Annotated in this window: 29 protein-coding genes and 1 pseudogene; 11 read left to right on the top strand and 19 right to left on the bottom strand. The window is 67.2% G+C overall.

Annotation, left to right across the window (positions count from 1 at the left end; all coding sequences use genetic code 11):
* Positions 1–38 precede the first annotated feature (38 nt).
* The 6 genes from AB6806_RS08025 to AB6806_RS08000 form a co-directional block, all read right to left on the bottom strand.
* Positions 39–1127, bottom strand: coding sequence for a DUF1176 domain-containing protein (locus AB6806_RS08025; RefSeq protein ID WP_370954401.1), 1089 nt, complete (start codon positions 1125–1127; stop codon positions 39–41).
* The gene (locus AB6806_RS08020; protein WP_112762753.1) at positions 1102–1560 is read right to left on the bottom strand and encodes a molybdenum cofactor biosynthesis protein MoaE; all 459 of its coding nucleotides are present in this window, start codon (positions 1558–1560) and stop codon (positions 1102–1104) included. Before AB6806_RS08020 ends, AB6806_RS08025 begins: the two co-directional genes overlap by 26 nt.
* 7 nt (positions 1561–1567) lie before the next feature.
* Positions 1568–1855 (bottom strand): molybdopterin converting factor subunit 1, encoded by a 288-nt coding sequence (gene moaD / locus AB6806_RS08015; RefSeq protein ID WP_051987528.1) that lies wholly within the window; start codon positions 1853–1855, stop codon positions 1568–1570.
* Positions 1852–2463 carry a CDP-diacylglycerol--glycerol-3-phosphate 3-phosphatidyltransferase gene (pgsA, locus tag AB6806_RS08010; protein ID WP_038360155.1) on the bottom strand — a complete coding sequence of 204 codons (612 nt, stop codon included), beginning with the start codon at positions 2461–2463 and terminating at the stop codon, positions 1852–1854. Before pgsA ends, moaD begins: the two co-directional genes overlap by 4 nt.
* A gap of 66 nt (positions 2464–2529) precedes the next feature.
* The gene (uvrC, locus tag AB6806_RS08005; protein ID WP_113252614.1) at positions 2530–4644 is read right to left on the bottom strand and encodes an excinuclease ABC subunit UvrC; all 2115 of its coding nucleotides are present in this window, start codon (positions 4642–4644) and stop codon (positions 2530–2532) included.
* A 71-nt stretch (positions 4645–4715) separates the two neighbouring features.
* Positions 4716–5108 (bottom strand): RidA family protein, encoded by a 393-nt coding sequence (locus AB6806_RS08000; protein WP_133562846.1) that lies wholly within the window; start codon positions 5106–5108, stop codon positions 4716–4718.
* Positions 5109–5222: 114 nt separating this feature from the next.
* Between AB6806_RS08000 and AB6806_RS07995 the strand changes: the two genes are divergently transcribed.
* The 7 genes and pseudogenes from AB6806_RS07995 (at position 5223) to AB6806_RS07965 (ending at position 10912) form a co-directional block, all read left to right on the top strand.
* The gene (locus AB6806_RS07995) at positions 5223–5801 is read left to right on the top strand and encodes a chloramphenicol phosphotransferase CPT family protein (protein ID WP_142021674.1); all 579 of its coding nucleotides are present in this window, start codon (positions 5223–5225) and stop codon (positions 5799–5801) included.
* 75 nt (positions 5802–5876) lie between these two features.
* Positions 5877–6894: pseudogene (locus AB6806_RS07990) on the top strand (NADP-dependent oxidoreductase).
* Positions 6895–6980: 86 nt separating this feature from the next.
* Positions 6981–7820 carry a prolipoprotein diacylglyceryl transferase gene (gene lgt / locus AB6806_RS07985; RefSeq protein WP_142021676.1) on the top strand — a complete coding sequence of 280 codons (840 nt, stop codon included), beginning with the start codon at positions 6981–6983 and terminating at the stop codon, positions 7818–7820.
* A complete protein-coding gene (locus AB6806_RS07980; RefSeq protein WP_142021677.1) occupies positions 7817–8908 on the top strand; it encodes a class I SAM-dependent methyltransferase in 1092 nt (363 codons plus the stop codon). Before lgt ends, AB6806_RS07980 begins: the two co-directional genes overlap by 4 nt.
* Before the next feature lie 50 nt (positions 8909–8958).
* Positions 8959–9723, top strand: coding sequence for a peptidoglycan editing factor PgeF (gene pgeF / locus AB6806_RS07975; protein WP_142021678.1), 765 nt, complete (start codon positions 8959–8961; stop codon positions 9721–9723).
* 159 nt (positions 9724–9882) lie between these two features.
* Entirely contained in the window at positions 9883–10152 is a 270-nt protein-coding gene (locus AB6806_RS07970) for a hypothetical protein (RefSeq protein WP_318652234.1), read from the top strand.
* Positions 10153–10282: 130 nt separating this feature from the next.
* Complete coding sequence (locus AB6806_RS07965; protein ID WP_142021679.1) at positions 10283–10912, top strand: 2-hydroxychromene-2-carboxylate isomerase; 630 nt, start codon at positions 10283–10285, stop codon at positions 10910–10912.
* On the opposite strand, the gene AB6806_RS07960 is transcribed toward AB6806_RS07965, so the two are convergent.
* Entirely contained in the window at positions 10913–11659 is a 747-nt protein-coding gene (locus AB6806_RS07960) for an SDR family oxidoreductase (RefSeq protein WP_142021680.1), read from the bottom strand. It abuts the gene before it with no gap.
* Positions 11652–12467, bottom strand: coding sequence for a glycosyltransferase family 2 protein (locus AB6806_RS07955; RefSeq protein WP_051987527.1), 816 nt, complete (start codon positions 12465–12467; stop codon positions 11652–11654). The genes AB6806_RS07960 and AB6806_RS07955 overlap by 8 nt, the downstream gene beginning before the upstream one ends.
* Before the next feature lie 394 nt (positions 12468–12861).
* Here AB6806_RS07955 and AB6806_RS07950 point away from each other — a divergent pair, with 394 nt between their 5' ends.
* Positions 12862–13515, top strand: coding sequence for an outer membrane protein (locus AB6806_RS07950; RefSeq protein ID WP_038359178.1), 654 nt, complete (start codon positions 12862–12864; stop codon positions 13513–13515).
* A 318-nt stretch (positions 13516–13833) separates the two neighbouring features.
* Here AB6806_RS07950 and AB6806_RS07945 read toward each other — a convergent pair whose 3' ends face one another.
* The 4 genes from AB6806_RS07945 to AB6806_RS07930 form a co-directional block, all read right to left on the bottom strand.
* Complete coding sequence (locus AB6806_RS07945) at positions 13834–14439, bottom strand: glutathione S-transferase (protein ID WP_142021681.1); 606 nt, start codon at positions 14437–14439, stop codon at positions 13834–13836.
* Between the two features lie 34 nt (positions 14440–14473).
* The gene (locus AB6806_RS07940) at positions 14474–15325 is read right to left on the bottom strand and encodes a 23S rRNA (adenine(2030)-N(6))-methyltransferase RlmJ (RefSeq protein WP_113252605.1); all 852 of its coding nucleotides are present in this window, start codon (positions 15323–15325) and stop codon (positions 14474–14476) included.
* Positions 15326–15395: 70 nt separating this feature from the next.
* Positions 15396–16061, bottom strand: a complete 666-nt coding sequence (locus AB6806_RS07935) for a ribonuclease T2 family protein (RefSeq protein WP_112762743.1) — start codon at positions 16059–16061, stop codon at positions 15396–15398.
* Between the two features lie 10 nt (positions 16062–16071).
* Positions 16072–16533: a hypothetical protein gene (locus tag AB6806_RS07930; protein WP_133562862.1), complete on the bottom strand. Its 462-nt coding sequence runs from the start codon at positions 16531–16533 to the stop codon at positions 16072–16074.
* A gap of 222 nt (positions 16534–16755) precedes the next feature.
* Between AB6806_RS07930 and AB6806_RS07925 the strand changes: the two genes are divergently transcribed.
* Complete coding sequence (locus AB6806_RS07925) at positions 16756–17391, top strand: pyridoxamine 5'-phosphate oxidase family protein (protein ID WP_051987526.1); 636 nt, start codon at positions 16756–16758, stop codon at positions 17389–17391.
* Between the two features lie 15 nt (positions 17392–17406).
* Here the strand turns inward: AB6806_RS07925 and AB6806_RS07920 are convergent, their stop codons facing one another.
* Both AB6806_RS07920 and AB6806_RS07915 read right to left on the bottom strand, forming a co-directional pair.
* Positions 17407–18537 carry an iron-containing alcohol dehydrogenase gene (locus AB6806_RS07920; protein WP_370954400.1) on the bottom strand — a complete coding sequence of 377 codons (1131 nt, stop codon included), beginning with the start codon at positions 18535–18537 and terminating at the stop codon, positions 17407–17409.
* 165 nt (positions 18538–18702) lie between these two features.
* Positions 18703–19617: a DMT family transporter gene (locus AB6806_RS07915; protein WP_142021684.1), complete on the bottom strand. Its 915-nt coding sequence runs from the start codon at positions 19615–19617 to the stop codon at positions 18703–18705.
* 134 nt (positions 19618–19751) lie between these two features.
* Here AB6806_RS07915 and AB6806_RS07910 point away from each other — a divergent pair, with 134 nt between their 5' ends.
* Together AB6806_RS07910 and AB6806_RS07905 are read left to right on the top strand one after the other, a co-directional pair.
* Positions 19752–20069 (top strand): metalloregulator ArsR/SmtB family transcription factor, encoded by a 318-nt coding sequence (locus AB6806_RS07910; protein WP_038359166.1) that lies wholly within the window; start codon positions 19752–19754, stop codon positions 20067–20069.
* 2 nt (positions 20070–20071) lie between these two features.
* Positions 20072–20614, top strand: a complete 543-nt coding sequence (locus tag AB6806_RS07905) for an SRPBCC family protein (protein ID WP_038359165.1) — start codon at positions 20072–20074, stop codon at positions 20612–20614.
* 63 nt (positions 20615–20677) lie between these two features.
* Here AB6806_RS07905 and AB6806_RS07900 read toward each other — a convergent pair whose 3' ends face one another.
* The 5 genes from AB6806_RS07900 to AB6806_RS07880 form a co-directional block, all read right to left on the bottom strand.
* On the bottom strand, positions 20678–22003 hold the full coding sequence (locus AB6806_RS07900; RefSeq protein ID WP_142021685.1) for a chloride channel protein: 1326 nt from the start codon (positions 22001–22003) through the stop codon (positions 20678–20680).
* Between the two features lie 159 nt (positions 22004–22162).
* The gene (locus tag AB6806_RS07895) at positions 22163–22687 is read right to left on the bottom strand and encodes a winged helix DNA-binding protein (protein WP_370954399.1); all 525 of its coding nucleotides are present in this window, start codon (positions 22685–22687) and stop codon (positions 22163–22165) included.
* A gap of 162 nt (positions 22688–22849) precedes the next feature.
* Positions 22850–23839: a TRAP transporter substrate-binding protein gene (locus AB6806_RS07890; RefSeq protein WP_370954398.1), complete on the bottom strand. Its 990-nt coding sequence runs from the start codon at positions 23837–23839 to the stop codon at positions 22850–22852.
* Between the two features lie 40 nt (positions 23840–23879).
* Entirely contained in the window at positions 23880–25187 is a 1308-nt protein-coding gene (locus tag AB6806_RS07885; RefSeq protein WP_038359157.1) for a TRAP transporter large permease, read from the bottom strand.
* 3 nt (positions 25188–25190) lie between these two features.
* Positions 25191–25739, bottom strand: a complete 549-nt coding sequence (locus AB6806_RS07880; RefSeq protein WP_038359155.1) for a TRAP transporter small permease — start codon at positions 25737–25739, stop codon at positions 25191–25193.
* Positions 25740–25810 lie beyond the last annotated feature (71 nt).

Here is a 25810-nt window from a genome sequence, read left to right as displayed (position 1 = left end):
CGGTGCCGGCGTTTCAGCCGGCTCCGGGAATGGCATCCTCAGCGGTTCGCGCTGCGATACAGCGTGATCCAGTCTTCGGGCGCGATGCCCCGGCATTCGCCCATCATGGCGAGTTCGGTGCGCGCGAAATCCTTGCCGGTCCAGGCATAGCCGCCGCTCACGCCGCAATCGCCGATGCCGCGCCCCTTGGCGAAGAAGGCGAGATGGCCGGTGCGCGGATCGAAGCTGGCATTGGTCAGTTCGTTGCCGTCGTTGCCGTCGCCATCCGCGAAGCGCAGCGGCGTCGCCTTGGCGGGCTCGTTCTCGGGCATGACGAAGAACGACGACGACAGATTGTAGGCTCCGCGCGAGCAGGCGAGCGCCACCAGGGTCCGCTTGTCACTCAGCGCCCAGGCTTCGTCATCACTGGCCGCATCATCCTCGCAGGCATCGGGGCTGCGTTTCTTCAATTCCGCGCGCAGCCGCGCGGCCTGCTGCTTCGCCGCCTTCATGTCGAGCATGGGCGGCGCCGGCATGGCCGTGACCACCGGCAGGGCGGGAGCAGCCGGAACGGTGGCATTCGCGCCCTTGCGGACGAGCGCCGTGGTCGTGCCGAGCCGCCCCTGCTGCTCATCGATCCAGAGCATCGCGGCGACGGAGCCGGCGAGCGAGATGCTGCCGGCCACGCCGGGTGCGGCTGCCGTCAGCTTCGCCGCCTTGCGGGCAGCTTCGATCAGCGCGGCGGTGTCCTCGGCCGAGAACGTCACCGTGACCACATCGCCATCCGCCGCTGCGGAAAGCGGCTTGCCGCCGGCCGGGAAGGCGGCGCCGTCGAGCTTGAATTGGATCGTGGCTGGCGGCTTCTTCCAGTCGCCGCGAAGCCTGAGCAGGAGGCGGGCCGTGCCGTCGCGGCCGGCAGGGCGTTCGAGCCGCAGATAGGCGACCGTCTCGGCCGCCTCGGGCGGCAATGACATCGCCGTGCAGGTCTTGACGTTGTCGCAGCCGGCTATCCAGTCGCGGAAGGTCTTGGGCTCGTTCGCCGCGACGGCCGCGGTAACGGCGCTCAGCCACAGGCCAGCCGCAAGGGCGAGCCGGCCGGGGTTCTTCGTTCTGTTCAGAGCTTTACCGGCTCCAGCGCTCTGCCGCATCGTCGTCACCAGCCTTGGCTTCGACCCAGCCGCCGAGCGTGCCGTCGGCGCGGTGCTCGCGCTTCCAGAACGGGGCGCGGGTCTTGAGGTAGTCCATCATGAAATCGGCCGCCTCGAAGGCGGCGCGGCGATGGGCGGAAGCCGCCAGCACCATTACGATCTGCTCGCCCGGGCGGACCAGGCCGTAGCGGTGGATCGCGACGAGGCCGAGCAATGGCCAGCGCGCCGCCGCCTCCGCCGCGACACGGGCGATCTCGGCCTCGGCCATGCCGGGATAGTGCTCCAGCTCGAGCGCGGCGAGCGTGCCGGCTTCATCGCGGCAGAGCCCGATGAAGGACACGACAGCGCCGATATCGGCGCGGCCGTAGCTCAGCGCCGCGATCTCGTCCGAGAGGTCGAAATCCTCGTGCTGGATGCGGATGATGGGCGTCATGGCGGCCTCAGCCGCCGGTCATCGGCGGAAAGAAGGCGATTTCGCGCGCACTGCCGAGCGCGGCATGCGGCTTGGCGTGGACCTGATCGAGCGCGGCGCGCACCACCGCCTCATTGGCGAAGGCCGCCTCGTAGTTCTCGCCACGCGTTTTCAGCCAGCGCACGAGATCGGCGATCGTGGCGAGATCGGCTGGAATGTCGAGCGTCTCGCTGGGCACTCCGACGCGTTCGCGCATCCAGGCGAAATAGACGAGCTTGACGGTGCGGGTGGCCGCCAGCGGCGCGGTGGCGTTCATGGCATGCGCTCGTCCTGCTCGACGAGATGGCGGATGCCGGCGTTGAAGTAATCCCAGCCGGTGTAGATCGTCAGGCCCGCCGCTGCCCAGAGCAGCACGATGCCGATCTGCGTGTTGCCGGGCAGGACCTTGTCGCCGGCCGGGCCCACAACGAGAAAGCCCAGCGCGAAGAGTTGCGCCGTCGTCTTCCATTTCGCGACCTTACTGACGGGGACGCTGACCTTGAGATCGGCCAGGAACTCGCGCAGGCCGGAGACCAGGATCTCGCGGCAGAGGATCACGATGGCGGCCCAGAGCGTCCAGCCCTCGATCTGGCCGGTATAGACCAGCATCAGCAGCAAGGCGGCGACGAGGAGCTTGTCGGCGATGGGGTCGAGCATGCGGCCGATCGCCGATTGCTGGCTCCAGGCGCGGGCGATGTAGCCGTCGAGATAGTCGGTGATGGCGGCGACCGTGTAAATTCCCAGCGCGAGCCAGCGCATCCAGTCGTCGCGCGGCCAGAACAGGATCGCCACCAGCGCCGGAATCGCCAGGATCCGGCCGTAGGTGAGGAGGTTTGGCAGCGACCAGGGGCCCCGCCGCCTGATGGCGTCTGGAAGAATTGTCACGGCGAACACCAAAGCAAGGCCGCGGTCGCAGCGTCAACACGCAAAACCGCGAGGGCGTCAGAAAGCTCAGGCATCGTGAAAGAAATCATGCACGGCCTTGGCGGTGGCGGCGTTGACGCCGGGGGTGCGCATGAGGTCGTCGAGCTTGGCGCGCTGGATCGCCTTCACCGTACCGAAATGCAGCAGCAGCGCCCGCTTGCGCGAGGGGCCGATGCCGGGGATCTCGTCGAGCGGGTTCTTCATCGTCTCGCGCTTGCGCTTGGCGCGATGGGTGCCGATGGCGAAACGGTGCGCCTCGTCGCGCAGGCGCTGGATGAAATAGAGCGCGGGATCGCGGGGCTGCAACTTGAACGGCTCCTTGCCGGCCATGTGAAAGGTCTCGCGCATGGCGTTGCGGTCGGCCCCCTTGGCGATGGCGACAAGCGGGATGTCGACGGCGCCGAGCTCGGCCATGATCTTGCGGGCTGCCTCGAACTGGCCCTTGCCGCCATCGACGATGACGAGGTCGGGGCGGGACGGGAAGCCATCCTCATCCTTGCGCGGCTTGGCCGCCTTTCGTTTTTTCCCGCCCGAGCCCTCATCCTGAGGAGCGCCGGCAGGCGCGTCTCGAAGGATGGTCGTCGAGGCTCCGTCGCCCTCTGGAGCATCCTTCGAGACGGCCGCTGACGCGACCTCCTCAGGATGAGGGCTCAGAGGAAGCCCTTCTTCCTTCGCCAGTTTTGCGAATCTCCGCGTCAGCACCTCGCGCATCATGCCGAAATCATCGCCGGCGATGGTGTCGGTCGAGATGTTGAAGGTGCGGTAGTGGCTCTTCATGAAGCCGTCGGGCCCGGCGACGATCATGCCGCCGACCGCGTTCGTGCCCATGATGTGCGAGTTGTCGTAGACCTCGACGCGGCGCGGGGCAGTCTCCATGCCGAAGGCGGCACCGAGCGCGGCGAGCAGCGCGCTCTGGCCGGCATTGTCGGCGAGCTTCCGGGAAAGCGCCTCGCGGGCATTCTTGACGGCATGGGCCATCAGGTCGGCGCGCTCGCCGCGCTTGGGATGGGCGACCTCGACCTTGCGGCCGGCCCTCGCCGAGAGCGCCTGGCCGATCAGTTCGATCTCTTCGACCGGATGCGAGAGTAGGACGAGGCGCGGCGGCGGCTTGTCGTCGTAGAACTGGGCGACCACCGAGGCGAGCACCTCGGCCGGGGTCAACGAGCGGTCGGCGCGCGGGAAGAGGGCGCGATTGCCCCAGTTCTGATGGTTGCGGAAGAAGAAGATCTCGACGCAGAACTGCCCGGCCTGCTCGTCGATGGCGAAGACGTCGGCCTCCTCCACGCCTTGCGTGTTGATGTCCTGCCCGGCCTGCACGGCCGAGAGCGCGGCGAGACGGTCGCGGTAGCGCGCCGCCTTCTCGAATTCGAGTTCCTCGGCGGCGGCCTGCATCCGGGTCGAGAGCAATTGCTTCACTGCGGAGGAGCGGCCTGAGAGGAAATCACGGGCCTGGCCGGCGAGCGCCTGATAATCGGGGATCGAGACCTCGCCGGTGCAAGGGCCGGCGCAGCGCTTGATCTGGAAGAGCAGGCAGGGGCGGGTGCGGTTCTCGTAGAAGGAATCCGAGCAGGTGCGGATCAGGAAGGCCTTCTGGAGCGCGTCGATGGTGCGCGTCACCGCCCAGACCGAGGCGAAGGGGCCGAAATAATCGCCCTTGCGATGACGCGAGCCGCGATGCTTCAGGATCGCCGGCGCCTCGTGATCGCCGGTCAGCAGGATATAGGGGAACGACTTGTCGTCGCGCAGCAGCACATTGTAGCGCGGCCGGAGCTGCTTGATCAGATTCGACTCGAGCAGCAGCGCCTCGGTCTCGGTGCCGGTGGTGACGAACTCCATATTCGCCGTCTCGGCGATCATCCGCGCCACGGCGTTGGTGTGCGCCATGCCGCGGGCGTAGGAGGTCACGCGGTTCTTCAGGCTCTTGGCCTTGCCGACATAGAGCACCTCGCCGGCGCGATCGAACATCCGGTAGACGCCCGGCCTGTTCGGCAGGTGCTTGGCGAATTGCTGGATGACCTCGATGCCGGCCTTGAGCGCGCCGGGGGCGGCCTCGGCAATGTCGAGCGCCGGCTCGGCGGGGAGGGCGTCCTCCTCGTCCTCGAACTCGTCCTGCGGTAGATCGTCCTGACGTTCGCGACTCATGGGGCTCATGTAGGATGCACGAGCCGTTTCGTCATGTCAGGAGCCGGCGTCCTCCCGCGATATCGCTTGGATCACGCCGCCGCGATGCAATCGATCTCGATGTCGAAGGGACCGAACCACTCGGGCACGCAGAGGAAGATGCGAGCGGGAGGATCTTTGGGAAAGTAGCGCGCGTAAACCTGGTTCACCGTCGCGAAATGAGCGGCGGAGGTGCAATAGACGTTGCATTTGAGCACGTTGCCGAGCGATGAGCCGGCGGTTTCGAGACACAGCTTCATCTGGTCGAGGACGATCTCGGTCTGACGCTCGATCGGCGCCTGGACGATCTCGCCGGTGGCGGGGTCAAAAGGCGGGATGCCTGAAACATAGAGAGTGTCGTTGTGGCGGACGACTGTCGAAACCGGCACCTTCAGACGTTCTCCCCAGCTCGAAAACGGCTCGACTCGGATGGTGTCTCGACTCATCGGGCGGGGCTCCTGTCTTGCTTTCGGCGGTGTGCTGCAAAGCTTAAAGGGAGCCGTGTGCGCTGCAACGCGGAACGCTACGGAACCGACCGAAGGATCATGCGGAAGATGGCGATGACGACCTGGCAACCGCCGCGCCGCGGCCGCATCATCCTGCTCAACGGCGCCTCCAGCAGCGGCAAATCTTCGCTGGCGCGGGCTCTGCAGAGCCGGATCGACACGCCGTTCTGGCATATCTCGATTGACCATCTGCGCGATTCGGGCGTGCTGCCGACGGCGCGCATCCGCAGCAAGGAATTCGACTGGCGCACCATGCGCGAGCTGTTCTTCATCGGCTTCGAGCGCTCGCTGCTCGCCTATGTCGAGGCGGGCAACGACCTGCTCGTCGAGCATATCGTGGAGAACGCGGCCTGGTTCGAGCGTCTGGTCAGGACGCTCGCCGGGCAGGACGTGTTCTTCGTCGGCGTGCATTGCGCGCTCGAGGAACTGGAGCGACGCGAAATCGCGCGCGGTGACCGGCCGCTCGGCGATGCGCGGCGCGATTTCTCGTGCGTCCATTCCTACAGCTCCTATGATTTCGAGGTCGACGGCATGGCCGAGGTTTCGGACAGCGCCGACAAGGTGATCGCCGCCTGGCAACAGCGTACGCGACCATCGACATTCGAACTGGTGAGACAAGCGCTCCGATTTTGAGCTGTCGATCCGGCGGGGCGGCGCCATATTGGCAGGCTATGGCGCTTCGTCGTTCGTCAGGGAGGATCGCAATCCATGTCGCAATTCGAAAACACCCGGATCGTCCTCGCCTCACGACCGGAGGGACGTCCGACGCCGCAGAACTTCCGACTCGAGCAGGCCGCCATCCCGGCGATTTCCGAAGGGCAGGTGCTGCTCAAGATCCTGTATCACTCGCTCGACCCCTATATGCGCGGGCGGATGAGCGCGGCGAAATCCTATGCCGCTCCAACCGACATCGGGCAGGTGATGGAAGGCGGCACCGTTGCCGAAGTCATCGAAAGCCGCGACCCTTCCTTCAAGCTAGGCGATATCGTGCTGTCTTATTCCGGTTGGCAGTCGCATGCCGCGGCCAGCGGCGCGCAATTGCGCAAGCTCGACCCGGCGAACGCGCCGGTGACGACGGCACTCGGTGTGCTCGGCATGCCGGGTTTCACCGCCTATGCCGGGCTGCTCACCATCGGCCAGCCCAAGCCGGGCGAGACGGTCGTCGTCGCGGCGGCGAGCGGGCCGGTCGGTTCGGCCGTCGGGCAGATCGCGCGGATCAAGGGTGCACGGGCGGTCGGCATCGCCGGCGGACCGGAGAAATGCGCTCTCGTGCGCGAGACCTTCGGCTTCGATGCGGTGATCGACCATCGTGATCCCGACATGGCCGGCAAGCTGGCGGCTGCGTGCCCGAACGGCATCGACGTCTATTTCGAGAATGTCGGTGGCCATGTCTGGGATGCGGTCTTTCCGCTGCTCAACACCTTCGCGCGCATTCCGGTCTGCGGCCTTGTTGCGCAGTACAATGCGAGCGGGGACTTCCCGGGGCCGGACCGGCTGCCCATGCTGATGCGAGGTGTTGTCGAAGAGCCTGACGATCCGCGGCTTCATCCAGCGCGAATTCGTCGCAGCCCAGGGACCGGCCTTCCGCAAGGAGATGGCGAGCTGGATCGCGGACGGCAGCGTCAAATACAAGGAAGACGTCGTTCAGGGGCTGGAGAACGCGCCGGAAGCCTTGATCGGCCTGCTGGAAGGCAAGAACTTCGGCAAGCTGATCGTCAAGCTTTGAGGCGCGGCGCGCCACGCGCCAGCCTTTTTCCTTGACCATTGAGCGGGCGCGCGGCCATCACCATGCGCCCGCCACCGGACCTCGCCATGCCCGTCTTCGCCATTCCCTTCCCGATGATCGACCCCGTCGCGGTCGAGATCGGGCCCCTCGCGATCAAATGGTACGGGCTCGCCTATGTCGTCGGGCTGCTCGGCGGCTGGTGGTATGCCCGGCTGCTCGTGGCGACGGACCGGCTCTGGGGCAAGCGGCCGCGGCCGAAGCCGGTCGAGCTCGACGATATGCTGCTCTTCGTCGCCTTCGGCGTCGTGCTCGGCGGCCGCACCGGTTTCGTGCTGTTCTACGATCTGCCACGCTACATCGAACGGCCGCAGGACATCCTGGCGATCTGGCAGGGCGGCATGTCCTTCCATGGCGGGCTGATCGGCGCGACGCTCGGCCTGTGGCTCTTCGCCAAAAGGCGGGGCTATCCCGTGCTGTCGGTGTTCGATCTGGCCGCCGCGGTGGTGCCGATCGGGCTTTTCCTCGGGCGCATCGCCAATTTCATCAATGGCGAGCTCTGGGGCCGGGTGGCACCGGATTTCCCGCTGGCGATGGTGTTCCCGAATGGTGGCCCGTTGCCGCGCTATCCAAGCCAGCTCTTCGAGGCTTTCTCCGAGGGCATCCTGCTCTTCGCGCTGGTCAACCTGCTGGTCTGGACGGGCTGGTTCCGCAGGCCCGGCTTCGTCGCCGGCGTCTTCGGCATCGGCTATGCGCTGGCCCGCATCGCGTGCGAGTTCTTCCGTGAGCCCGATCCGCAGCTCGGCTTCCTGTTCGGTCGCTCGGTCGATGCGCTCTCGGGCGGCATCACCATGGGCATGCTCCTGTCCCTGCCGGTGCTGGCCGCCGGGATCTGGCTGATCGCAACGAGCCGGCGCGAGGCGGCGTGACCACGCTCAAGGCGGAGCTCATCCGCCTGATCCGCGACGAGGGGCCCTTGCCCATCTCGCGCTTCATGGCGCTGGCGCTCGGCCATCCGCGCCATGGCTATTACATGACGCGCGATCCCTTCGGGCAGGAGGGGGATTTCACCACGGCTCCCGAGATCAGCCAGATGTTCGGCGAGCTTATCGGCCTCTGGTCCGCGCATCTCTGGCAGGCGATGGGTGCGCCCGCGCGCTTCCGGCTGGTCGAGCTCGGTCCGGGGCGTGGTACGCTGATGGCGGATGTGCTGCGGGCGACGCGGATCGTGCCCGGCTTCCACGCCGCGCTCTCGGTCCATCTCGTCGAGACGAGCCCGGTGTTGCGGGCGAAACAGGCCGCGACATTGAGCGGAACCGAGCCTGTCTGGCACGATGCCGTCGCGACGGCGCTCGACGGGCCGGCGATCGTGCTGGCCAACGAACTCCTCGACGCGCTGCCGCTCGACCAGTTCGTGATGACGGCGGAAGGCTGGCATGAGCGGCTGGTCGGGCTGGATGATCATGGAGGGCTTGCCTTCGGACTGGCGCTGGTCGGCGAGGATTCGCTGAAGATCGCCGCGCCGGCCGGCAGCGTTTTCGAGCAGCCCTTTGCCGCGCTCGACGTCGTTGCGGAGGTCGCGCGCCATCTCGCGAATGCGGGCGGCGGTGCCTTGTTCATCGATTACGGCTCGATGCATTCGGGTCTCGGCGACACGCTGCAGGCGATGAAGCGGCACGCCTTCGTCGATCCGCTGGCCGAGCCGGGCGAGGCGGATTTGACGGTGCATGTCGATTTCGAGCGAATGGGGCAAGCGGCCCTGAAGGCCGGTGCGGCGCTGCACGGGCCGGCGTCGCAGCGCGATTTTTTGCTGGCGCTCGGGCTGGCGCAGCGCGCGCAGACCCTGTCTCAGAAGGCGGACACTGCGCAGCGCCAAGCGATATCGGATGCGTTCGACCGGCTGATTGCGCCGGGCGAGGCCGGTATGGGCGATTTGTTCAAGGTTGTGGCGTTATCTCATCCAGCCCTGCCGCCGCTGCCCGGATTTGACCTTCATCGGCTGCCAGAGCAGGGCTGAAAGCTGCGAAGGCCGGCGTATCCGGGATTCGCGCCAGACGGGACGACGCCATGTTCATCACCTCCGCCGAACTCGCCGCCGAAGCCGGTATCCGCCACGCCTTCTTCACACGCGAAGGCGGCGTCTCGACGGGCATCTACGCTTCGCTCAACGGCGGGCTCGGCTCCTCGGACGATCCGGCTGCGGTGCGGGACAACCGGGCGCGGATGGCGCGGCATCTCCATGTCGAGCCCGACCAGCTCGTCAGCGTGCATCAGGTGCATTCACCCGATGTCGCCGTTGTCACCGGCCCTTGGCAAAGCGAAAAACCCCGGGCGGATGCGATGGTGTCGATCTCGCAGAATGTCGCGCTCGGCATTTCGACGGCCGATTGCGGACCGATTCTCTTCGCCGACAGCGAGGCATGCGTCATCGGCGCCGCCCATGCCGGCTGGAAGGGCGCCTTCGGCGGCGTCGTCGGCGCGACCGTGAAGGAGATGGAAAAGCTCGGCGCCCGGCGCGAGCGCATCCTTGCCGTGCTCGGGCCGACGATCAGCGCGGCGGCCTATGAGGTCGGGCCGGAATTCATCGAGCGCTTCAAGGCCGAGAACCGGACCTATTCGCGCTTCTTCACGCCATCCGAGCGCGCGGCCCATGCGATGTTCGACCTGCCTGCCTTCATCAGGCTCAAGGCGCAGGAGGCTGGCATCGGCCGATTCGTCGATCTCGGATTGTGCACCTATGGCGACGAGCGGCGCTTCTTCAGCTATCGGCGCACGACGCATCGCGGCGAGCCCGATTACGGCCGGCTGATCTCGGCGATCACCCTCGACTGAACAGGAAGCGGTTGAGGAAACCGCCGCGCCGCTTGCCGACAACCCCAGGTCGAGGCATCATCGTCGGTGCAAGCTGGCTGGAATGCATCGCTTCCCCGGCTCAGAGACGTTCTTGGCGCGGTGCATTCGTCTGCGGGGGCCGATATGGAACAAATCCTGATGAACCTGATCGCCGGTGCGATCGGTGGCAACGCGGCCGGCAAGGCCACTCCCAGCTTCGATCTCGGGACTCTGGGCAACACGATTTCCGGGCTGGTCGGCGGCGGCGTGCTCGGCCAGCTCATCCCCCTGGTGCTGCCGGCCATCAGCGCGGCCGCGCAAGGCGGAAACCTCAGCGTCGGCGGCATCCTCACCAACCTGATCGGCGGCGGCGTCGGCGGCGCGGTCCTGACCGCCATCATCGGCGCCGTGAAGAACAAGGCGGCCTGAGGGCGCCGGCACATCGGCGTCCCCGTTCGGGGACGCTGCGCGGAGCGGGGTTGCGCGGCCAGGCGTTGCGCAACCGCAGGGACGGCTGCGAAGCTGCGGCGTTTCCGCTGCTCCTGCCGGGTGTCCCGTCGTGCCACGCTCAATCCAATATTACTTCTCGCTGCATTCGCCCTGGACCTATCTGGGCAACGAGCTCTTCCACGAGATCGCGCGCAGGCATGGCGCGAGCATCGCCTATCGCCCGATGCCGCTGCGCTCTGTCTTCGACGAGACCGGCGGATTGCCGCTGCCGAAGCGGCATCCCGTCCGCCAGCGCTATCGCCTGGTCGATCTGCAGCGCTGGCGCGAGCGGCGCGGGCTGCCGCTCGTGCTCGAGCCGAAGCATTTCCCGTTCGATCCCTCGCTGGCGGACCGCGTCGCTGTCGCGATCCTCGCGGCCGGCGCCGATCCGGCCGGCTTCATCGCCGATGTGATGGCCGGCGTCTGGGCGCGCGAGGAGGATATGCGGGAACCGGAGGCGATTCGGGCCTGCGCCGTGCGTGCGGGCTTCGATGGCGAAGCCCTGCTGGGGCAGGCCGCGAGCGAGACCGTGCGGCAGCGCTATGAGGCGACGCTCTCGGAGGCCGTGGCGGCCGGTGTCTTCGGCGCGCCGAGCTATGTGCTCGACGGCGAGGTGTTCTGGGGGCAGGACCGGCTCGAACTGCTCGACTCGGCGCTGTCGAGCGGGCGTGCGCCCTATCGGCCGGACGGCGCGGTCTGATCAGTCGACGATATCGGGCGTGCGCCAGCCCAGATGCTGGCCGGCATCGACGGCGATCATCTGCCCAGTTACCGAGCGGGCGCGGGCCAGATACAGCACCGCCTCGGCGATCTCCTCCGCGGCGACGCGGTGGCCGAGCAGCGTCGCCGCCGCTTCCTGCTCCATCAGCCGCTGTCCGTCATGCGGGTTGGGAAAGGTCGGGCCGGGGCCGACGGCGTTGACCCGGATGCGCGGCGCCAGCGCCTGGGCCAGCGTGACGGTCGCCGTCAGCAGGGCGGCCTTGGTCAGCGTGTAGGAATAATATTGCGGCGTCAGCTTCCAGACGCGCTGGTCGACGATGTTGACGACCGCCCCGTTCGCATCCGGTGGCAGGCGCTCGGCCATGGCGCCGATCAGCAGGGACGGCGCCCGCAGGTTGACCGCGAACTGACGATCCCAGATTGCGACGTCGAGCGAGCGCACATCGTCGATAACGAAGCTCGAGGCGTTGTTGACCAATAGCGTGACCGGTCCGAGCGCGGCTTCGACCGACGGCAGCAGAGCGCGAACCGCTTCGGCATCGGCGAGATCCGCCTGAAAGACGCCGCAGGAGCGCCCCGCCGCCGTCAGGCGATTCGCCAGTTCCTGCGCTTCGCCGCGGCCGCTGCCGTGATGGATCGCAACGGCATAGCCGGCATTCGCCAGCCGCTCGACGATGGCGCGCCCGATTCGCCGCGCCCCGCCGGTGACGAGCGCGACCTCAGTCATCGTTCGCGCGTTTGCCGGCGGAAGCGCCCGGCGGCGTGATGCCGGCGTCGCGCTGCAGGCGTCTTTCCCAATGCTTGGCGGCGCGCAGATAGCGGTAGAAGGCGAAGTTCATCGCGGTCATGAAGCCGTAGAGCCCGCGCAGCGCGTGCCGGCGGCCGATATAGGCCTTGATGAAATTCGCCGGGAACTCGGCGAGGAGGCGGAAGACCGAAATGGTCTCTCCGCGCGCGTCGAGGTCGTCCGCCTGAGCGTCGCTATAGGCGTTGAGCTTCTCCATCTGCTCGCCGAGCGAGCGCACCGAGAAGTGATGGATCGTGCCCTTCAGCTTGCCGACCCGCGCATCGGGCTCGAGATCGACGCGATCATGGACCGGGGAGAGCGAGTAGCGTCCCTTCGACTTGCGGTAGAGCCGCACGGGCGCCAAGGCATAGGCGAAACGATGCGGGGCCTTCTCGCCAGGGAAAATCTCCGCGATTCGCGTCTTGTAGGCGTCGGCCGGCGGCATGCCTGCCTGGAACAGGGCCGCGATCTCGGCAGCGAGATCGGGGGGCAGCACCTCGTCCGCATCGAGATTGAGCAGCCAATCATGGCGGCACTGATCCTCGGCGAAGCGCTTCTGGCGGCCATATCCGGGCCATGGATTGAAGATGACGCGAGCGCCGAGCGCCTCCGCCACGGCCTGCGTGCCATCGGTCGAGCCGGAGTCCACCACGACGATGTCGTCGCTCAGGGAGCGGGCCGCCGTGATGGTGTGGCCGATGCGATCGGCTTCGTTCAGCGCGATGATGAAAATGGAAAGAGGCGGCACGGTCTCGTTCGATCCCTGAGATTTCAACGCTTAAGCACGCTTGACGAAGGGCGGCAAGACGAGTGCGCCGAGGTTCTTCGCGCATGAAAAAAGATTCGTACCGGTCGAGGAACCTTGCGCAAGCAGGGGCGTTTCTCGACCGGTTCTCCATGGCCGCCGAGATGCCAGCGGCGTTCTATTAGTATTCGATTTACCATGCTGGCTTTCACGGCCGTGGTTAACTCGGCTTTACCTATTTGCATTCAGTTATCGCATTCGTGCCGCATTTCTGCCGCGGTCTGCAAGGTAGATGTGCTTCCGGTGCAACAGACAAAAGCGACGACAGGTTCTATACCATCGTCATCGAAATCACCCGCCGGGCTTTCCGGCGACCGCGACGACTAAGGAGTTTGTCATGAAGAAGTATCTGCTCGCGAGCGTTGCCGCTTTCGGCATCATCGCTGCCGGCGCCGCCTCGGCTGCCGACCTGCCGTCGCGCAAGGGCCCGGTCGCTGCCCCGGTCTACATCCCGCCGGTTTTCACCTGGACCGGTTTCTACGTCGGTGGCAACGCCGGCTACGGCTGGGGCAACGTGAACGCCAACGGCTTCACCAACGTTGGTGACGTCGATGGTTTCACCGGCGGCGGCCAGATCGGCTACAACTACCAGATGGGCCAGTTCGTGCTCGGCCTCGAAGCCGACCTGCAGTACGCTGACCTGAGCAGCGGCAACAGCTTCAGCGGCATCAACGTCAAGACCGACTATTTCGGCACGGTCCGTGGCCGCGTCGGCGTCGCCTTCGACCGGTTCCTGCCCTACATCACCGGTGGTTGGGCTTACGGCAACGTGAAGACCTCGATCCCGGGTCTCGGCTTCTCGTCCGACAAGACCCACACCAACGGCTGGGTCATCGGTGGTGGTCTTGAGTACGCTGTCACCAACAACATCATCGCCGGCGTCGAGTACCTCTACGTCGACCTCGGTGAGAAGAGCGTGCTCGCCGGCTCGGGCACCAAGGTCGGCACCGATTTCTCGGTCGTCCGCGCCCGCCTGAGCTACAAGTTCTGATCCGATCACATCGGATTTGAGCAACCCGGTGGCCTCGGCCACCGGGTTTTTTGTTGTGCGCGAGACATGCGCTTCGACAAGGCCACAAGAAATAAAGCCCGGCGCTTTCGCGAGCGCCGGGCTTCTTTCGATCGGGGGAGCGTTGGCGAGCAGAGCAGGGCCGTCTTGGAGCACGCCGATTGATACAGAGCTACGCGGTCATCCCGGGCTTGACCCGGGATCCCCGCCGGAGCGTCCGATCAAGGTTCAGGCATGGATCCCGGCTCTTTGCTTCGCTCCGGCCGGGATGATCCGCATTTCCATGAAACGCAGCAGACGCTAGCCCTTGAAGCGCGTGCTTTCGAAAGCCGGAACGCGGGCCGCGAAATCATCGAGCCAGGCGACCAGCTTGGGATAGTCGGCGCGCCAAGTGCCCGCGAAGCGTAGATCGAGATAGCCGAGCGCGCAGGCGAGCGCGATCTCGCCGATGCGCGGGCGGTCGGTGAAGGCGGGCGGGTCGGTTTCCAGCGTGGCGAGCGCCCGCGAGACCTTGCCGGCCTGATGGGCGAGCCAGTCGGCGTTGCGGCCCGCTTCCGGCCGGAAGCGTCCCTCATAGACTTGCAGCAAGGCCGCGTCGCAGATGCCATCGGCGAGGGCCTGCAGGCGGAGCTGAGCGAAGCGGGCCTCGCCGGCCGGGATGAGTTTTCCGCCGCCGGCGAGATGGTCGAGATAGTCGACGATCACGCGCGAATCGAACAGCGTCATGCCGTCTTCCAGCACGAGCGTCGGAATCTTGCCGAGCGGATTCTGCCGGCGCAGCGGCTCCGCCGGATCGGTGGTGTCGGCCACGACGATCTCGATACGGTCCATCAGGCCGAGTTCGAGGGCCGCGATCTTGACCTTGCGGCCGAAGGGCGAGGCGGGGGAGGAGCGCAGGACGAGCATCGGTCGGGAATCCTGGAGGAAAAGGAGAGGGCGGTCAGCCGTCGGAGCGGATCGGCTCGCATAGATAGCGCGGCCGCTGGCCCTGCGCGAGCCGCTCGGTCAGCGCGGGCAGCAAGATCTGCATGTCCTCGGCGAGCTTCCAGGGCGGATTGGCGATCAGCAGGCCGGTGGCGCCGAGGCCGCCGGCGGCTTCGGGGCGATCGACATCGATCTCCAGCCGCAGCAGGCGGCCGATATCGGCATCCAGCACCTCCTCCACCATCGTCGCGACGGCGCGCCGGTCCTTGATCGGATACCAGAGCATGTAGATTCCCGTCGGCCATTTGCGATGGGCGGCGATGAACTGCGTGGTCAGTGTGGCGAATTCGTCCTTCTCCTCGAAGGGCGGGTCGATCAGCACGAGGCCGCGCCGTTCCTTCGGCGGGGTGTTGGCGCGCAGCGCCGTCCAGCCGTCGATGGCCAGAGCCTTGCTCCGCGAATCGCGCCCCAGCACCTCGGCGAGCCTGCGATAGGTCGGCGGATGGAGCTCGGCGGCGATCAGCCGGTCGAAGGGGCGCATGGCGTGGCGGCAGAACCAGGGCGAGCCCGGATAGGCATCCGGCCCATGCTCGGCGCGGACCGCGGCAAGGACTGCCCGGTAGGGCGCGAGCAGCGCCTCGGCGGCGGGGGCAAGCGGCGAGCGGTCGAGCCGCGCCACGCCATCCTTCCATTCATGCGTCCGCAGCGCCTCTTCCGAGCCGAGATCGTAGCGGCCGACGCCGGCATGGGTGTCGATGACGCGATAAGGCGTCGGCTTGGCGTCGAGATGCAGCAGGATGCGCGCGAGGACGGCGTGCTTCAGCACATCGGCGAAATTTCCGGCATGGAAGCCGTGGCGGTAGTTCATGCGCCGCTTCTAGAGCATCCGCCCGAAAAGTGGGATGCGGTTTTCGGAGACGCGGAGGCGATAATCCGTATCAGCGCGGCGCGACGACGGTGAGCTCGCGCGCCCGGCAGCCCGAACGGTCGACCTCCTGGCAGGTGCGGAAGTCGCGCAGATCCTTGCTGAGGCAGATGCGGACCTCCTGCAGCACGCCGCGCTTGCAGGAGACGGACATCATGTCCGTGCGCAGGCCCGGATTGGCGGCGACGAAGGCGCGTTCGAGGTCGAGGACCGTCCAGCTCTGGTCGCTGTCGGCCTTGGCGAGGGCCGGCGGGACGACGACCTTGTCGCGGGCGCGGCGAGCATCGCGGAAATAATCGGCAGGGCTGGATCCGGAGCAGGTGCCGTGCTTGCGCCACTCGTAGCGGGCAAGGCCCTCGGTCGGATAGACGCCCTCCGCCTCCGCCATCGCCATGCGCGAGGGCGACCGGCCGGAGGGGCCGCAATCGCTCGGAAAGCCGCGCTCATATTGCGGCCAGAGGCCGTGAACGACGAAGCGCAGGCCGCTGCCCCCGGCGCATTGCTCGCGATTGCGCGTGCGGTCGCCGTCGAGCTCGCAGAAGCCCGGCGACCAGGAGAGCGCAAGCACATAGAAATCGAAGTCACCCGGCGCGCCGCCGCGCTGGCCGAAGCCTTGCGCCTGCGCGGCGCCGGCAAGGCAGAGCCAGGCGAAGGCCGCCAGGGCGATGCGCCCGATCATCGCAGGACGCTCAGGGCCGGGCCATCTTGCAGTCGGGTGCGTAGGAGCGCTCTCTGTCGAGGCCGGCGACGCACCAGTTCACGTTCCAGGTCATGCCGAACAGGCCGAGATTTTCGCGGACCGAGTAATCGACACGGTGATAGATGCCATTGTTCAGCAGCAGGCGGGCCGAACAGAAGCGCCGCGGAATGAAGTCGGCGCCCCAGGGGCGGAAGCCGAGCTGCGCGATGCGGTCATAGGAGAGCGCCCGCAGCGGTCCCCAGAACTTGGCCTCGCGCGAATCGAACCAGCTCGACAGATGGGAGAGCACCGCCGGGTCGTCGCAGCCCGGCAGATTGCCGTACATCGGGATGATGCGCGCCTCGGCACGGTCCGGCGGCGCGACATAGCGGCCTCCGGCAGCCTCGGCGGCACTGAGGCCCGCCAGGCAGGCGAGCGAGACAAGGGCGGTACGGAGCAGGGCGCGGCGCATGGAATCAGGCCTCGTAAAGGCAGAACGCTGGTTGCGCTTACGATGGCTCCCCGCCCGGCAGGGGTCAAGGCATCGCGCTTCGCGAGACCGTGATGCTGCGCGGCCGTGGCATTTCGGCCCGCCCGCCGGCTGGCCTTGCGTTCGGCGTAGGGCGCGGGCAACGCGCGCGGGCTGGCCGGACAGGCCAGCTTGGGTGACAATCGCGGCAACGAGGGAGGTAACATGGACGATTGCTTCGACGACCCTGCAGCGCGCATCGAGGATGCCGCCTCGCTGCGCAGCCATATCGGCCCTGTGAATCCGGTGGCGGCGAGCAAGGTGCTGGACCGGCTCGACCGCTTCTGCCGCGACTTCATCGCGCTCTCGCCCTTCCTGGTGCTTGCAAGCAGCGACGGCGAAGGCGGGGTGGATGCGAGCCCGCGAGGCGATGGGCCCGGCTTCGTGCGCGTGCTCGACGAGCGGACGCTGCTCATTCCCGACCGGCGCGGCAACAATCGCGTCGACAGCTTCGGCAATGTCCTGGCCTCACCGGGCGTCGGCATCGTCTTCATGGTGCCGGGCATCAACGAGACGCTGCGGGTCAACGGCAAGGCGCTGATGACGCGCGATGCCGAGCTGCTCGCGCCCTCGACGGTGCAGCAGCGGCCGCCGCTGACCGGGCTGATCGTGACGGTCGAGGAGGCTTATTTCCACTGCGGCAAGGCGCTGATCCGCGCGAAGCTGTGGGACCCGTCCAGCCAGGTGCCGCGCCACAGCTTCCCGACGCTCGGCCGCATCGTCGCCGAGCAGACCCGGATGGTCGAGGCCGAGGAAGCCGATCGCAATCTCGAAGAGGCCTATCGCAGCCGCCTCTATTGAGGCGGCTGCTCTTCGTCAGAAGGAGGCTTCGAGCATCGCGGCATAGTCGGCCGCCGTCGCCGGGCGCGGATTGGTCGCGCTCGAATGGTCCAGCGTCGCGGCCTCGGCGATCGCCGGGATGACGCTGCGCGACGCGCCCATCGCCGCGAGGGTGGCGGGCATGCCGAGGCTGGCGACCAGCTTCGCGATCCAGTCGGCCAAGTCGGTGTCCGGGGCGAGGCCGAGCACGCGCCGGATCTCGGCATATTTCGCTTCCGCGGAGGGGGCGTTGAAGCGCAGCACGGCCGGCAGCAGCACGGCGTTGAGTGTGCCGTGATGCAGCGAGACCTCCTTCAATCCGCCAAGCGGGTGCGAGAGGGCGTGAACGGCGCCGAGCCCCTTCTGGAAGGTCATGCCGCCTTGCAGGGCGGCCATCATCATCTCCTTGCGGGCCTCGCGGTCGGAGCCGTCCTTCACGGCGCGGCCGATATGGGTGACGGCGCGCCTGAGGCCGTCGAGCGCGATCGCCTCGGCCGGCGGGTTCTCGCGCGGGCTGAGATAGGTCTCGATGCAGTGGGTGACGGCGTCCATGCCGGTGGCGGCGGTGAGCCAGGCCGGCAGGCCCATGGTCAATTCAGGATCGCAGATAGCGAGGCGCGGGATCAGATGCGGCGAGATGAAGCCGAGCTTGCGCCCATCCTTCAGCGTGATCAGCGCGGCGCGGCCGACCTCGCTGCCGGTGCCGGAGGTGGTGGGGATCGCGACGACCGGCGCGACCCCGGCCGTGACCTTGGGAATACCGCCGAGGATGGCCGCATAGGTTTCCAGCGGGCCGTCATGGGTGGCGAGCAGGGCGACGCCCTTGGCGAGGTCGAGGGGCGAGCCGCCGCCGATGGCGACGAGGCCGTCGCAGCCATGCTGGCGATAGAGCGCCAGCGCCGCTTCCACCGCCTCCTCGGTCGGGTTTGTGGGGGTGTCGCCGAAGACGGGCGCGTTCTTCAGAACGCCGGCATGCCGGCTCACCGCGTCGACGAGGCCGGCGGCGACGATGCCCTTGTCGGCGACGATCAGCGGCCTGGCGATGCCGAGCCCGGCCAGATCGGCCTCGATGCCGGCGATCTCGCCGAAGCCGAACTTGATCGTCGTGAGATAGGTGATCAGCGCCATGGTTTCCTCCGGCCCCGGATTCGGTCCGCTTCGCGAGCGCGGCAGGGCATCGGGCATTCTTGGCCTGCCATGCGGGTCGGTGCCAAGCCCGTCGCTACGAACTCAGCGCAGGGCGGTCAGGCGACAGGCGGGGCCGCGCGTCGCAAGGCTAGCCGGCGGGATGTCTCAGGCGCTGCCGGCATGTGCGCTCCGATCGCCGGATGCGGCTCGGCCGGCGATGCCCGCCGCGCGCCGCTCCAGCAGCATCAGCGCGAGGCCGGCCGCGACGATCAGGGCGGCGCCGCACAGCATCAGCGGCGTCGGCCAGTCGCCAAAGAACAGCCAGCCGAAGAGCAGGGCCCAGATGATGAAGGTGTATTGATAGGGCGCGACCACCGACGCTTCGGCGAGCTTGAGCGCGCGCGTGACGCACAGATGTCCCAGCAGGGCGACGATGCCGAGCAGGCCGAGCAGGGCGAAATCGCGCGGGGTGGGCGTCACCCAGCCGAGCGGCAGCAGGGCCGTGCCGAGGAGCAGCGAGCCGAAGGTCTGCCAGGCGACCAGCGTGACGTCGGGCGTGCCGCGCAGCTTGCGTCCGGCGATCAGCAGCGCCGCGAAAAGCACGCTGCCGGTCAGCGCCAGCAGCGCCGGGGGCGAGAAGCTCGCGCCCGATGGCGCCAGCGCCAGCGCAACGCCGAGGAAGCCGAGGCCGGCGGCGGCCCAGCGAGCGGGGTCGACACGCTCGCCGAGCAGCAGGGCCGCGAGCAGGACGGCCCAGACCGGCGCGGCCATCCAGAGCGTCATCGTATCGGCCAGCGGCAGATGCGCGACGCAGACATAGAAGAGCGTCGATTCGGTCGCGCCGATCACCATGCGCAGAAGCTGCAGGCGCGGGCGCTCGGGCCGCAAGGTGCGGCGGATGCCTTGCCTGAGGATGAAGGGCGCGAGCACGAGCAGCGCGGCGGCGCTGCGAAGCAGCATGAGCTGGCCGGGCGTGTAGGTCGAAACCAGCCATTTCCCCATCACGTCGTTGAGGGAGAACAGCAGGATTCCGAACAGCATCACAGCGATGCCGGTCAGGGATGCGTTGCGGGGGATCATGATGGGCAGGGTTCCTCGGGCGCGCTTCCACTGGCCCAGGCGCCGCGCACTGGCAACCCCGGCAGACGGCATGGCGCCATGCAGGCCATAATTTAATTGTTGACTTAATTAAGTGAATAGCGAATTATAAGTCCATGGATCGTTTTGCCGCCCTCGCCGAACCGACGCGCCGCCAGATCGTGGAGATGCTGGGGGAGAGGCCGCTGGCCGCGGGTGAGATCGTGGCGCGATTCCAGATGAGCGCGCCGGCTGTCTCGCAGCACCTCAAGGTGCTGAAGGAAGCCGGGCTCGTGCGGGTCGAGGTGGCCGGGCAGAGGCGGATCTACAGCCTCGATCCGGCCGGGCTCGACGCCTTCGAGGCCTGGGTGCGCAAGGTGCGCGGCTTCTGGGGCGCGCATCTCGATCTGCTGGAGAAAGAACTGGCAAAGCCCGATGCGGGCGAGGGAGAGTAGCCATGAGCGCGTATGGTGTTGTTCTGGAAAGCGGCGCGGTGCGTTTCGAGCGATTGCTGCCGGGGCCGATCGAACGGGTCTGGGCCTATGTCACCGAAGGCGACAAGCGGGCAACATGGTTCTGCGGCGGCGATGTCGAGCCGCATGTCGGCGGCGAGGTCGCGCTGTTCTTCAAGCATTCGCGGATCACCGACGAGCCGCCGCCGGAAAGTGCCCGCAAGATGAACGATGAGGGCAAGCTGATGACCGGCACGGTCACGGCCTGGGAGCCGCCGTATCGCTTCGCCTTCAACTGGACCGGCATGGGCGATCCGGATTCAGATGTCGAATTCGCGCTGTCGCAGGCTGGCGACAAGGTCCGCCTCGTGCTGACGCATCGCCGGCTGGCGACGAAGGACCGGATGGCGATGGTCTCGAGCGGCTGGCATCTGCATCTGGGCCTGCTCGAGGATCAGCTCACCGGCGCCAGGCCGCGCGGCTTCTGGTCCGTGCATGAGCGGCTCCAGGCCGAATATGCCGAGCGGCAGAAGGACGCGTCGATCTGATCGGGCGCCGCTGCCCACGTGAAGAAGGCCCGGCACTCGCCGGGCCTTCCCGCAAGCCGGGGCTCAAGCTGCCGATGGCGTCGCCTGGACTCGCCGCTGGCGCAGGACATCCGCGATGAAGAGGCGCGACAGTGCGTGATAGAGCGGCTCCCGCGTGATCAGCCGGGCAGTCCCGTAGCCGAGCACGGATGCCGCCATCAGTGCGATGACGTTGTCGTGGTTGCCGGTCATCTCGAGGATGATGACGAAAGCCGTCATTGGCGCCTGAACCACGCCCGAGAAATATCCGGCCATGCCCAGGACGGCGGCAAGACCGATCGGAGAGCCGAGAAGGGCGCCCAGCGTGCTGCCGAGCCCGGCGCCGACCGACAGGGACGGCGCGAACAGCCCGCCCGGAATGCCGGAGACGGACGAGGCCAGGCTCGCCAGGAATTTCGCCAGGAAGAAGGAGGCCGGCAGCGGCGTGCCTTCGATGGCGCTGCGCGCCTGGGCGTAACCCGTGCCGAAGGTCGTTCCGTCCGAGGCGACGCCGATGACGGCGACGAGGCAGCCGGCCGCGACCGCGACGATCAAGGTGCGCCGGAGCGGAGTTGCGGCCCGCCAACGTCGGATACGCCGCGTCAGCGCGACCATGACGCTGCTGAAACAGGCCCCGAAAGCGCCTCCGAGGACGCCGCAGCAGAGCACCAGAAGCCCGTCGCGCCTGAGTTCGGCCGTCGCGTTGGTGAAGCCGAAATAGGTGTAGTTCCCGACGATGGCCAGCGAGGCGAGGCCGGCGATGATGACCGCCGAGAGCACGATGCCGTTGGTGCGGGCCTGGTAGGTCCGGCTCATCTCCTCGATGGCGAAGACGATGCCGGCGAGCGGCGTGTTGAATGCCGCGGCGATGCCGGCGGCAGAGCCGGCCAGGATGAGGCCGCGCGCCTGCACCATGCCGCCCCAGCGGGCCACCTGCAGCATGATGGAGGCGCCGACCTGCACCGTCGGTCCCTCGCGTCCGATCGAGGCGCCGCAGAGCAGGCCGATGATGGTCATGACGATCTTGCCGGTCGCGATGCGCAGCGACAGGAAGCGGGAGCGCTCGGCGTCGTCGCGCAGGTGGCGCGCGGCGATGGCCTGGGGAATGCCGCTGCCCTGAGAGCCCTGGACGAAGCGCGCGGCAATGAAGGCGCACAGGCCGAAGCCCAGGGGCGTCACCAGCAGGGGCAGGAAGCGCAGCCCATCCTGCCGGCCGGCGATCTCCGAAAAGAGCTGCTGGGCCTCGTCGGCCAGCCGCGCGAAACCGGCGCTGACAAGGCCGATGGCGAGCGCCCCGAGCCAGAAGACCAGCCGCTGCCGCCAGTAGCGCGGCGTGATGACCAGGGCGCGCGAGCGCCGGAGCAGTCGCATTTTGCCTGGGCCGCGCACGTCATCCTCTCCGCAAGCCGATATCGGGACAGCCGGCTATAGCAGGATTGCCGGCGGGTATGTCGAGCGACGACCGGCATGGCAGCCCTGCGCTGCCCGGTGCCCTCTGCCGCTCCGGGAGGCGGCTGGCGGAGCGCGTTCCTAGAGGCTCGCCGCTGCCCGTGCCGCCTGGTCGTACTGGCCGGAGAGGGAGCGCATCATTGCGGCGATCTCGGAGAGTCGGGCCGGGTCGGCTCCGGTGGCGCGGACGGATTTGACCAGGAGCTGCTCGCGGATCTGGGCGTAGCGCCGGCAGGCTTCCTCGCCGGCCGGCGTGACCTCGACGGTCTTTTCCTTGCCCTTGCGGCCACCCTTGAGGAGCTTCAGCCGTTCGAGCTTCTTCAGCGAATAGTTCACCAGATGCGTGTCCTCGATATTGAGGACGAGGCAGATATCGGCGAGCCGCTTCGGCTTGCCGCGGTGGTTGACGTTGTGCAGGACGAGCACGTCGAGCGGCGAGAGATCGGCGATGCCGGCCGCCGCCATGCCGCGCACGATCCAGCGCTGGAAGGCATGCACGGTCATGCTGAGCGCGAACTCGAATTCCGAGAGAGCTGGCAGCGCTCCGGAGGCGAGATGGCCTGAAGAAACGATCGGGCCGAGATCGTCGGAAAAGGAAGAAGTCATCGCACTCGTCCTGAGTGAAATCGCTGAGTCATCCCGGACAAGCCGCGTGAGCGGCGCCGATCCGGGATCCATGCCTGAACCGTTCCGGCATGGATCCCGGGTCTCCCTTCGGTCGCCCGGGATGACCGCGCTCTTGATAGAAGCGTGGCGGAGCCGCTCGCCTCACATCTTCTTGTAGGCGTCGATGATCGCCTGGCCGTCGGCGCCGGCCTTCTTCAGCCAGTCGGCGGTCAGCGTCTCGCCCGCCTTTTTGAAGCCGCTCGCCAGCTCCGGCGAGGGCGCCTGCACCTTCATGCCCTTGGCTTTGAGCTGGTCGATGTACCAGCCGGCCTTGTCCTGCCACATCTTCCAGCCGCGCTCCTCAGCGGTGGCGGCGGCCTTGAGGATCGCCTCCTGCGTCGGCTTGTCGAGCGCGTTGAAGGCGGCCTTGTTGACGAAGGTGGCGTCCTTCGGGATCCAGGCCTGCACGTCGTAGAAGTGGTCGAGCGATTCCCAGACCTTGGAATCGTAGCCGGTGCCGCCTGACGACATGAAGGAGTTGACCACGCCGGTGGCCAGCGCCTGCGGCAGCTCGGCAGCCTGAATGGTGACCGACTGCATGCCGAGCAACTCGCCGAGGCGGGCGGTGCCGACATTGTAGGCGCGCCATTTAAGCCCCTTCATGTCCTCGACCGTGTTGATGTCCTTCTTGGCGTAGACGCCCTGCGGCGCCCAGGGAACCATGAAGAGCAGCTTGATGCCCTGCGCGTCGAGCTTCTTCTCGATCGCTCCCTTGGAGGCGGCATAGAGCTTCTTCGACTGCTCGAAGCTCGTGGCCAGGAAGGGCACGACGTCGATGCCGAAGACCGGATCCTCGTTCTCGTGGATCGACATCAGGATCTCGCCCATCTGGGTCTGCCCGCTGGCGACGGCGCGCTTGATCTCGGGCGCCTTGAACAGCGCGGCATTGGCATGGACCGTGATCTGGAGCTTTCCGCCCGTCGCCGTCTCCACGTCCTTGGCGAAGAGGGCGAGGTTCTCCGTGTGCGGGTTGTCGGTCGGATAGGCGTTGGGCAGGTTCCACTTGGTCTGCGCCGCGGCGGGGGCGGCCATGGCGAGCGCGCTGACGCCGAGCGCGAAGGCTGCTGCCGTCAAGGTTCTGCGATTGATCATGCTGACATTCCCTCTCTCTGGTTGATTGTGATTGTGACGCTCACCGATCCGGGAAAGCGAGGTTCGGCAGGTAGAGCACGATGTCCGGGAAGGTGGTGATGATGATGACGGCGACGTTCAGCAGAAGGAAGAACGGAAAGGCCGCCTTCGCAATCGTCATCGTGTCCTTGCCGCTCATGTTCTGCAGCACGAACAGGTTGAAGCCGACCGGCGGGGTGATCTGCGCCATCTCGACATGGATGACGAGGTAGACACCGAACCAGACGAGGTCGAAGCCGGCTTCCTTCACCATCGGCAGCACGATCACCGCCGTCAGCACGATCATCGAGATGCCGTCGATGAGGCAGCCCAGGATGATGTACATGCAGGTCAGCGCCAGCACGAGCATGTGCGGGGAAAGCGACTGGCCCTTGACCCAGTCTGCGAGCGCCGCCGGGATGCCGGTATAGGCCATCGCCGCCGTGCAGAACGCCGCGCCGGCCAGGATCAGCATGATCATGCAGGTCAGCCGCGTCGCGCTCATCACGCTTTCGAAGAAGGTCGACCAGGTCAGCGTGCCGCTCCACCAAGCGAGGAACAGCGCGCCCGTCACACCCCAGGCGGCGCATTCCGTCGCCGTCGCGAAGCCGAGGACCAGCGACAGGAAGACGGCGGCGATGAGCAGCAGGCAGGGCGCGAGCTTGGCCGATTGCCGGATCTTCGCCATGAACGCCATCGGCGGGTCGCGCGGGGGTATCTTCTTCGGGTTCAGCAGCGACCAGATGATGACGTAGCCCATATAGAGCGCCATCACGAGCAGGCCGGGCAGGAAGCCGCCGAGGAAGACCTGCAGCACGGAGACGTTGGCCGTGACGGCATAGACCACCATCGGGATGGACGGCGGAATGAGCAGGCCGAGCGTGCCGGAGCCCGCCAGCGTGCCGATGCTGATGCCCTCGTCATAGCCGCGCTTCTTCAGCTCCGGCAGGGCGATCTTGCCGATCGTGGCGCAGGTCGCCGCCGAGGAGCCGGAGACGGCGGCGAAGATGCCGCAGCCGACGATATTGGTGTGCACGAGGCGGCCCGGCAGCCATTGCAGCCAGGGCGACAAGCCCTGGAACATCTGGGCGGAGAGGCGTGTCCGGAACAGGATCTCGCCCATCCAGATGAACAAGGGCAGCGCCGCCAGCGTCCAGGAGGCCGAGGCGCTCCAGACCGTGGTAGCCATCACCTGTCCGATCGGGACGTCGGTGACGAGGATCATGGCGAGCAGGCCGACAAGGCCGAGACCGACCGCGATCCAGACACCGCTGGCGAGGATGACGACGAGGAAGCCGAGCAGGACGATGGAGAGGATGGGAAGGCTCATCGCTCAGACGCCCCCGCCCTGCGCGACACGCTCGATCAGCTCTTCTGTCGTCTTCGGCGGCTCGGGCTCGTAGGTCGGCTTGCCGCCGCGCGCCACGGTGACCCATTCCTCGGCGATGGCGATCAGCAGGATCGCGAGTCCGAGGACCATGCCGCTCTGCGGGATCCAGAGCGGCACGGAAACCACGCCGGTGGACATGTCGAAGAACTGCCAGGAATCATAGGCGAGCTTGCCGGCCTGCCAGGTGAAATAGGCGATGAAGGCGGCCGCGATCGTCAGCGAAACCAGCTCCGCGATCCGACGTGGCCGGCCGTGCAGACGCTCGAGCAACAGCCCGACGCGGATCATCTCGCCCTTCCTGAAGGTGTGGGCGAGGCCGAGGAAGGCCATCGCGACCAGGGACCAGGCGGTGAAGTCGTCGCCCGAAGGCACGTTGAGATTGACCTCGCGGCCGAGCGACAAGAGCATCATCAGCACGAAGATGCCGACGAGGAACAATCCCGCGAGATAACCGGCGGCGAGGTAGAGGAGGTCGAGCGTTCGGCGGGTCATCGCGGCGCCGCTCCCCGCAAAGCGGGGCACACGCCCCTGATTGTCAGGACCGTTCGCATCGTCGCATCCTC

Origin of the sequence: Allobosea sp. RCC_152_1 (assembly GCF_041360765.1) — a bacterium.
GTDB classification, from domain to species: Bacteria; Pseudomonadota; Alphaproteobacteria; order Rhizobiales; family Beijerinckiaceae; genus Allobosea; species Allobosea spartocytisi.
This window is presented reverse-complemented; position numbering and strand designations above follow the sequence as displayed.

Bases quoted from the DNA above. Each gene is read 5' to 3' on its own strand.
- AB6806_RS08025 (WP_370954401.1), bottom strand. From the start codon at position 1,127: ATGCGGCAGAGCGCTGGAGCCGGTAAAGCTCTGAACAGAACGAAGAAC.
- AB6806_RS08020 (WP_112762753.1), bottom strand. From the start codon at position 1,560: ATGACGCCCATCATCCGCATCCAGCACGAGGATTTCGACCTCTCGGAC.
- moaD (WP_051987528.1), bottom strand. From the start codon at position 1,855: ATGAACGCCACCGCGCCGCTGGCGGCCACCCGCACCGTCAAGCTCGTC.
- uvrC (WP_113252614.1), bottom strand. From the start codon at position 4,644: ATGAGTCGCGAACGTCAGGACGATCTACCGCAGGACGAGTTCGAGGAC.
- AB6806_RS08000 (WP_133562846.1), bottom strand. From the start codon at position 5,108: ATGAGTCGAGACACCATCCGAGTCGAGCCGTTTTCGAGCTGGGGAGAA.
- AB6806_RS07995 (WP_142021674.1), top strand. From the start codon at position 5,223: ATGACGACCTGGCAACCGCCGCGCCGCGGCCGCATCATCCTGCTCAAC.
- lgt (WP_142021676.1), top strand. From the start codon at position 6,981: ATGCCCGTCTTCGCCATTCCCTTCCCGATGATCGACCCCGTCGCGGTC.
- pgeF (WP_142021678.1), top strand. From the start codon at position 8,959: ATGTTCATCACCTCCGCCGAACTCGCCGCCGAAGCCGGTATCCGCCAC.
- AB6806_RS07970 (WP_318652234.1), top strand. From the start codon at position 9,883: ATGAACCTGATCGCCGGTGCGATCGGTGGCAACGCGGCCGGCAAGGCC.
- AB6806_RS07960 (WP_142021680.1), bottom strand. From the start codon at position 11,659: ATGACTGAGGTCGCGCTCGTCACCGGCGGGGCGCGGCGAATCGGGCGC.
- AB6806_RS07950 (WP_038359178.1), top strand. From the start codon at position 12,862: ATGAAGAAGTATCTGCTCGCGAGCGTTGCCGCTTTCGGCATCATCGCT.
- AB6806_RS07945 (WP_142021681.1), bottom strand. From the start codon at position 14,439: ATGCTCGTCCTGCGCTCCTCCCCCGCCTCGCCCTTCGGCCGCAAGGTC.
- AB6806_RS07940 (WP_113252605.1), bottom strand. From the start codon at position 15,325: ATGAACTACCGCCACGGCTTCCATGCCGGAAATTTCGCCGATGTGCTG.
- AB6806_RS07935 (WP_112762743.1), bottom strand. From the start codon at position 16,061: ATGATCGGGCGCATCGCCCTGGCGGCCTTCGCCTGGCTCTGCCTTGCC.
- AB6806_RS07930 (WP_133562862.1), bottom strand. From the start codon at position 16,533: ATGCGCCGCGCCCTGCTCCGTACCGCCCTTGTCTCGCTCGCCTGCCTG.
- AB6806_RS07925 (WP_051987526.1), top strand. From the start codon at position 16,756: ATGGACGATTGCTTCGACGACCCTGCAGCGCGCATCGAGGATGCCGCC.
- AB6806_RS07920 (WP_370954400.1), bottom strand. From the start codon at position 18,537: ATGGCGCTGATCACCTATCTCACGACGATCAAGTTCGGCTTCGGCGAG.
- AB6806_RS07915 (WP_142021684.1), bottom strand. From the start codon at position 19,617: ATGATCCCCCGCAACGCATCCCTGACCGGCATCGCTGTGATGCTGTTC.
- AB6806_RS07910 (WP_038359166.1), top strand. From the start codon at position 19,752: ATGGATCGTTTTGCCGCCCTCGCCGAACCGACGCGCCGCCAGATCGTG.
- AB6806_RS07905 (WP_038359165.1), top strand. From the start codon at position 20,072: ATGAGCGCGTATGGTGTTGTTCTGGAAAGCGGCGCGGTGCGTTTCGAG.
- AB6806_RS07900 (WP_142021685.1), bottom strand. From the start codon at position 22,003: ATGCGACTGCTCCGGCGCTCGCGCGCCCTGGTCATCACGCCGCGCTAC.
- AB6806_RS07895 (WP_370954399.1), bottom strand. From the start codon at position 22,687: ATGACTTCTTCCTTTTCCGACGATCTCGGCCCGATCGTTTCTTCAGGC.
- AB6806_RS07890 (WP_370954398.1), bottom strand. From the start codon at position 23,839: ATGATCAATCGCAGAACCTTGACGGCAGCAGCCTTCGCGCTCGGCGTC.
- AB6806_RS07885 (WP_038359157.1), bottom strand. From the start codon at position 25,187: ATGAGCCTTCCCATCCTCTCCATCGTCCTGCTCGGCTTCCTCGTCGTC.
- AB6806_RS07880 (WP_038359155.1), bottom strand. From the start codon at position 25,739: ATGACCCGCCGAACGCTCGACCTCCTCTACCTCGCCGCCGGTTATCTC.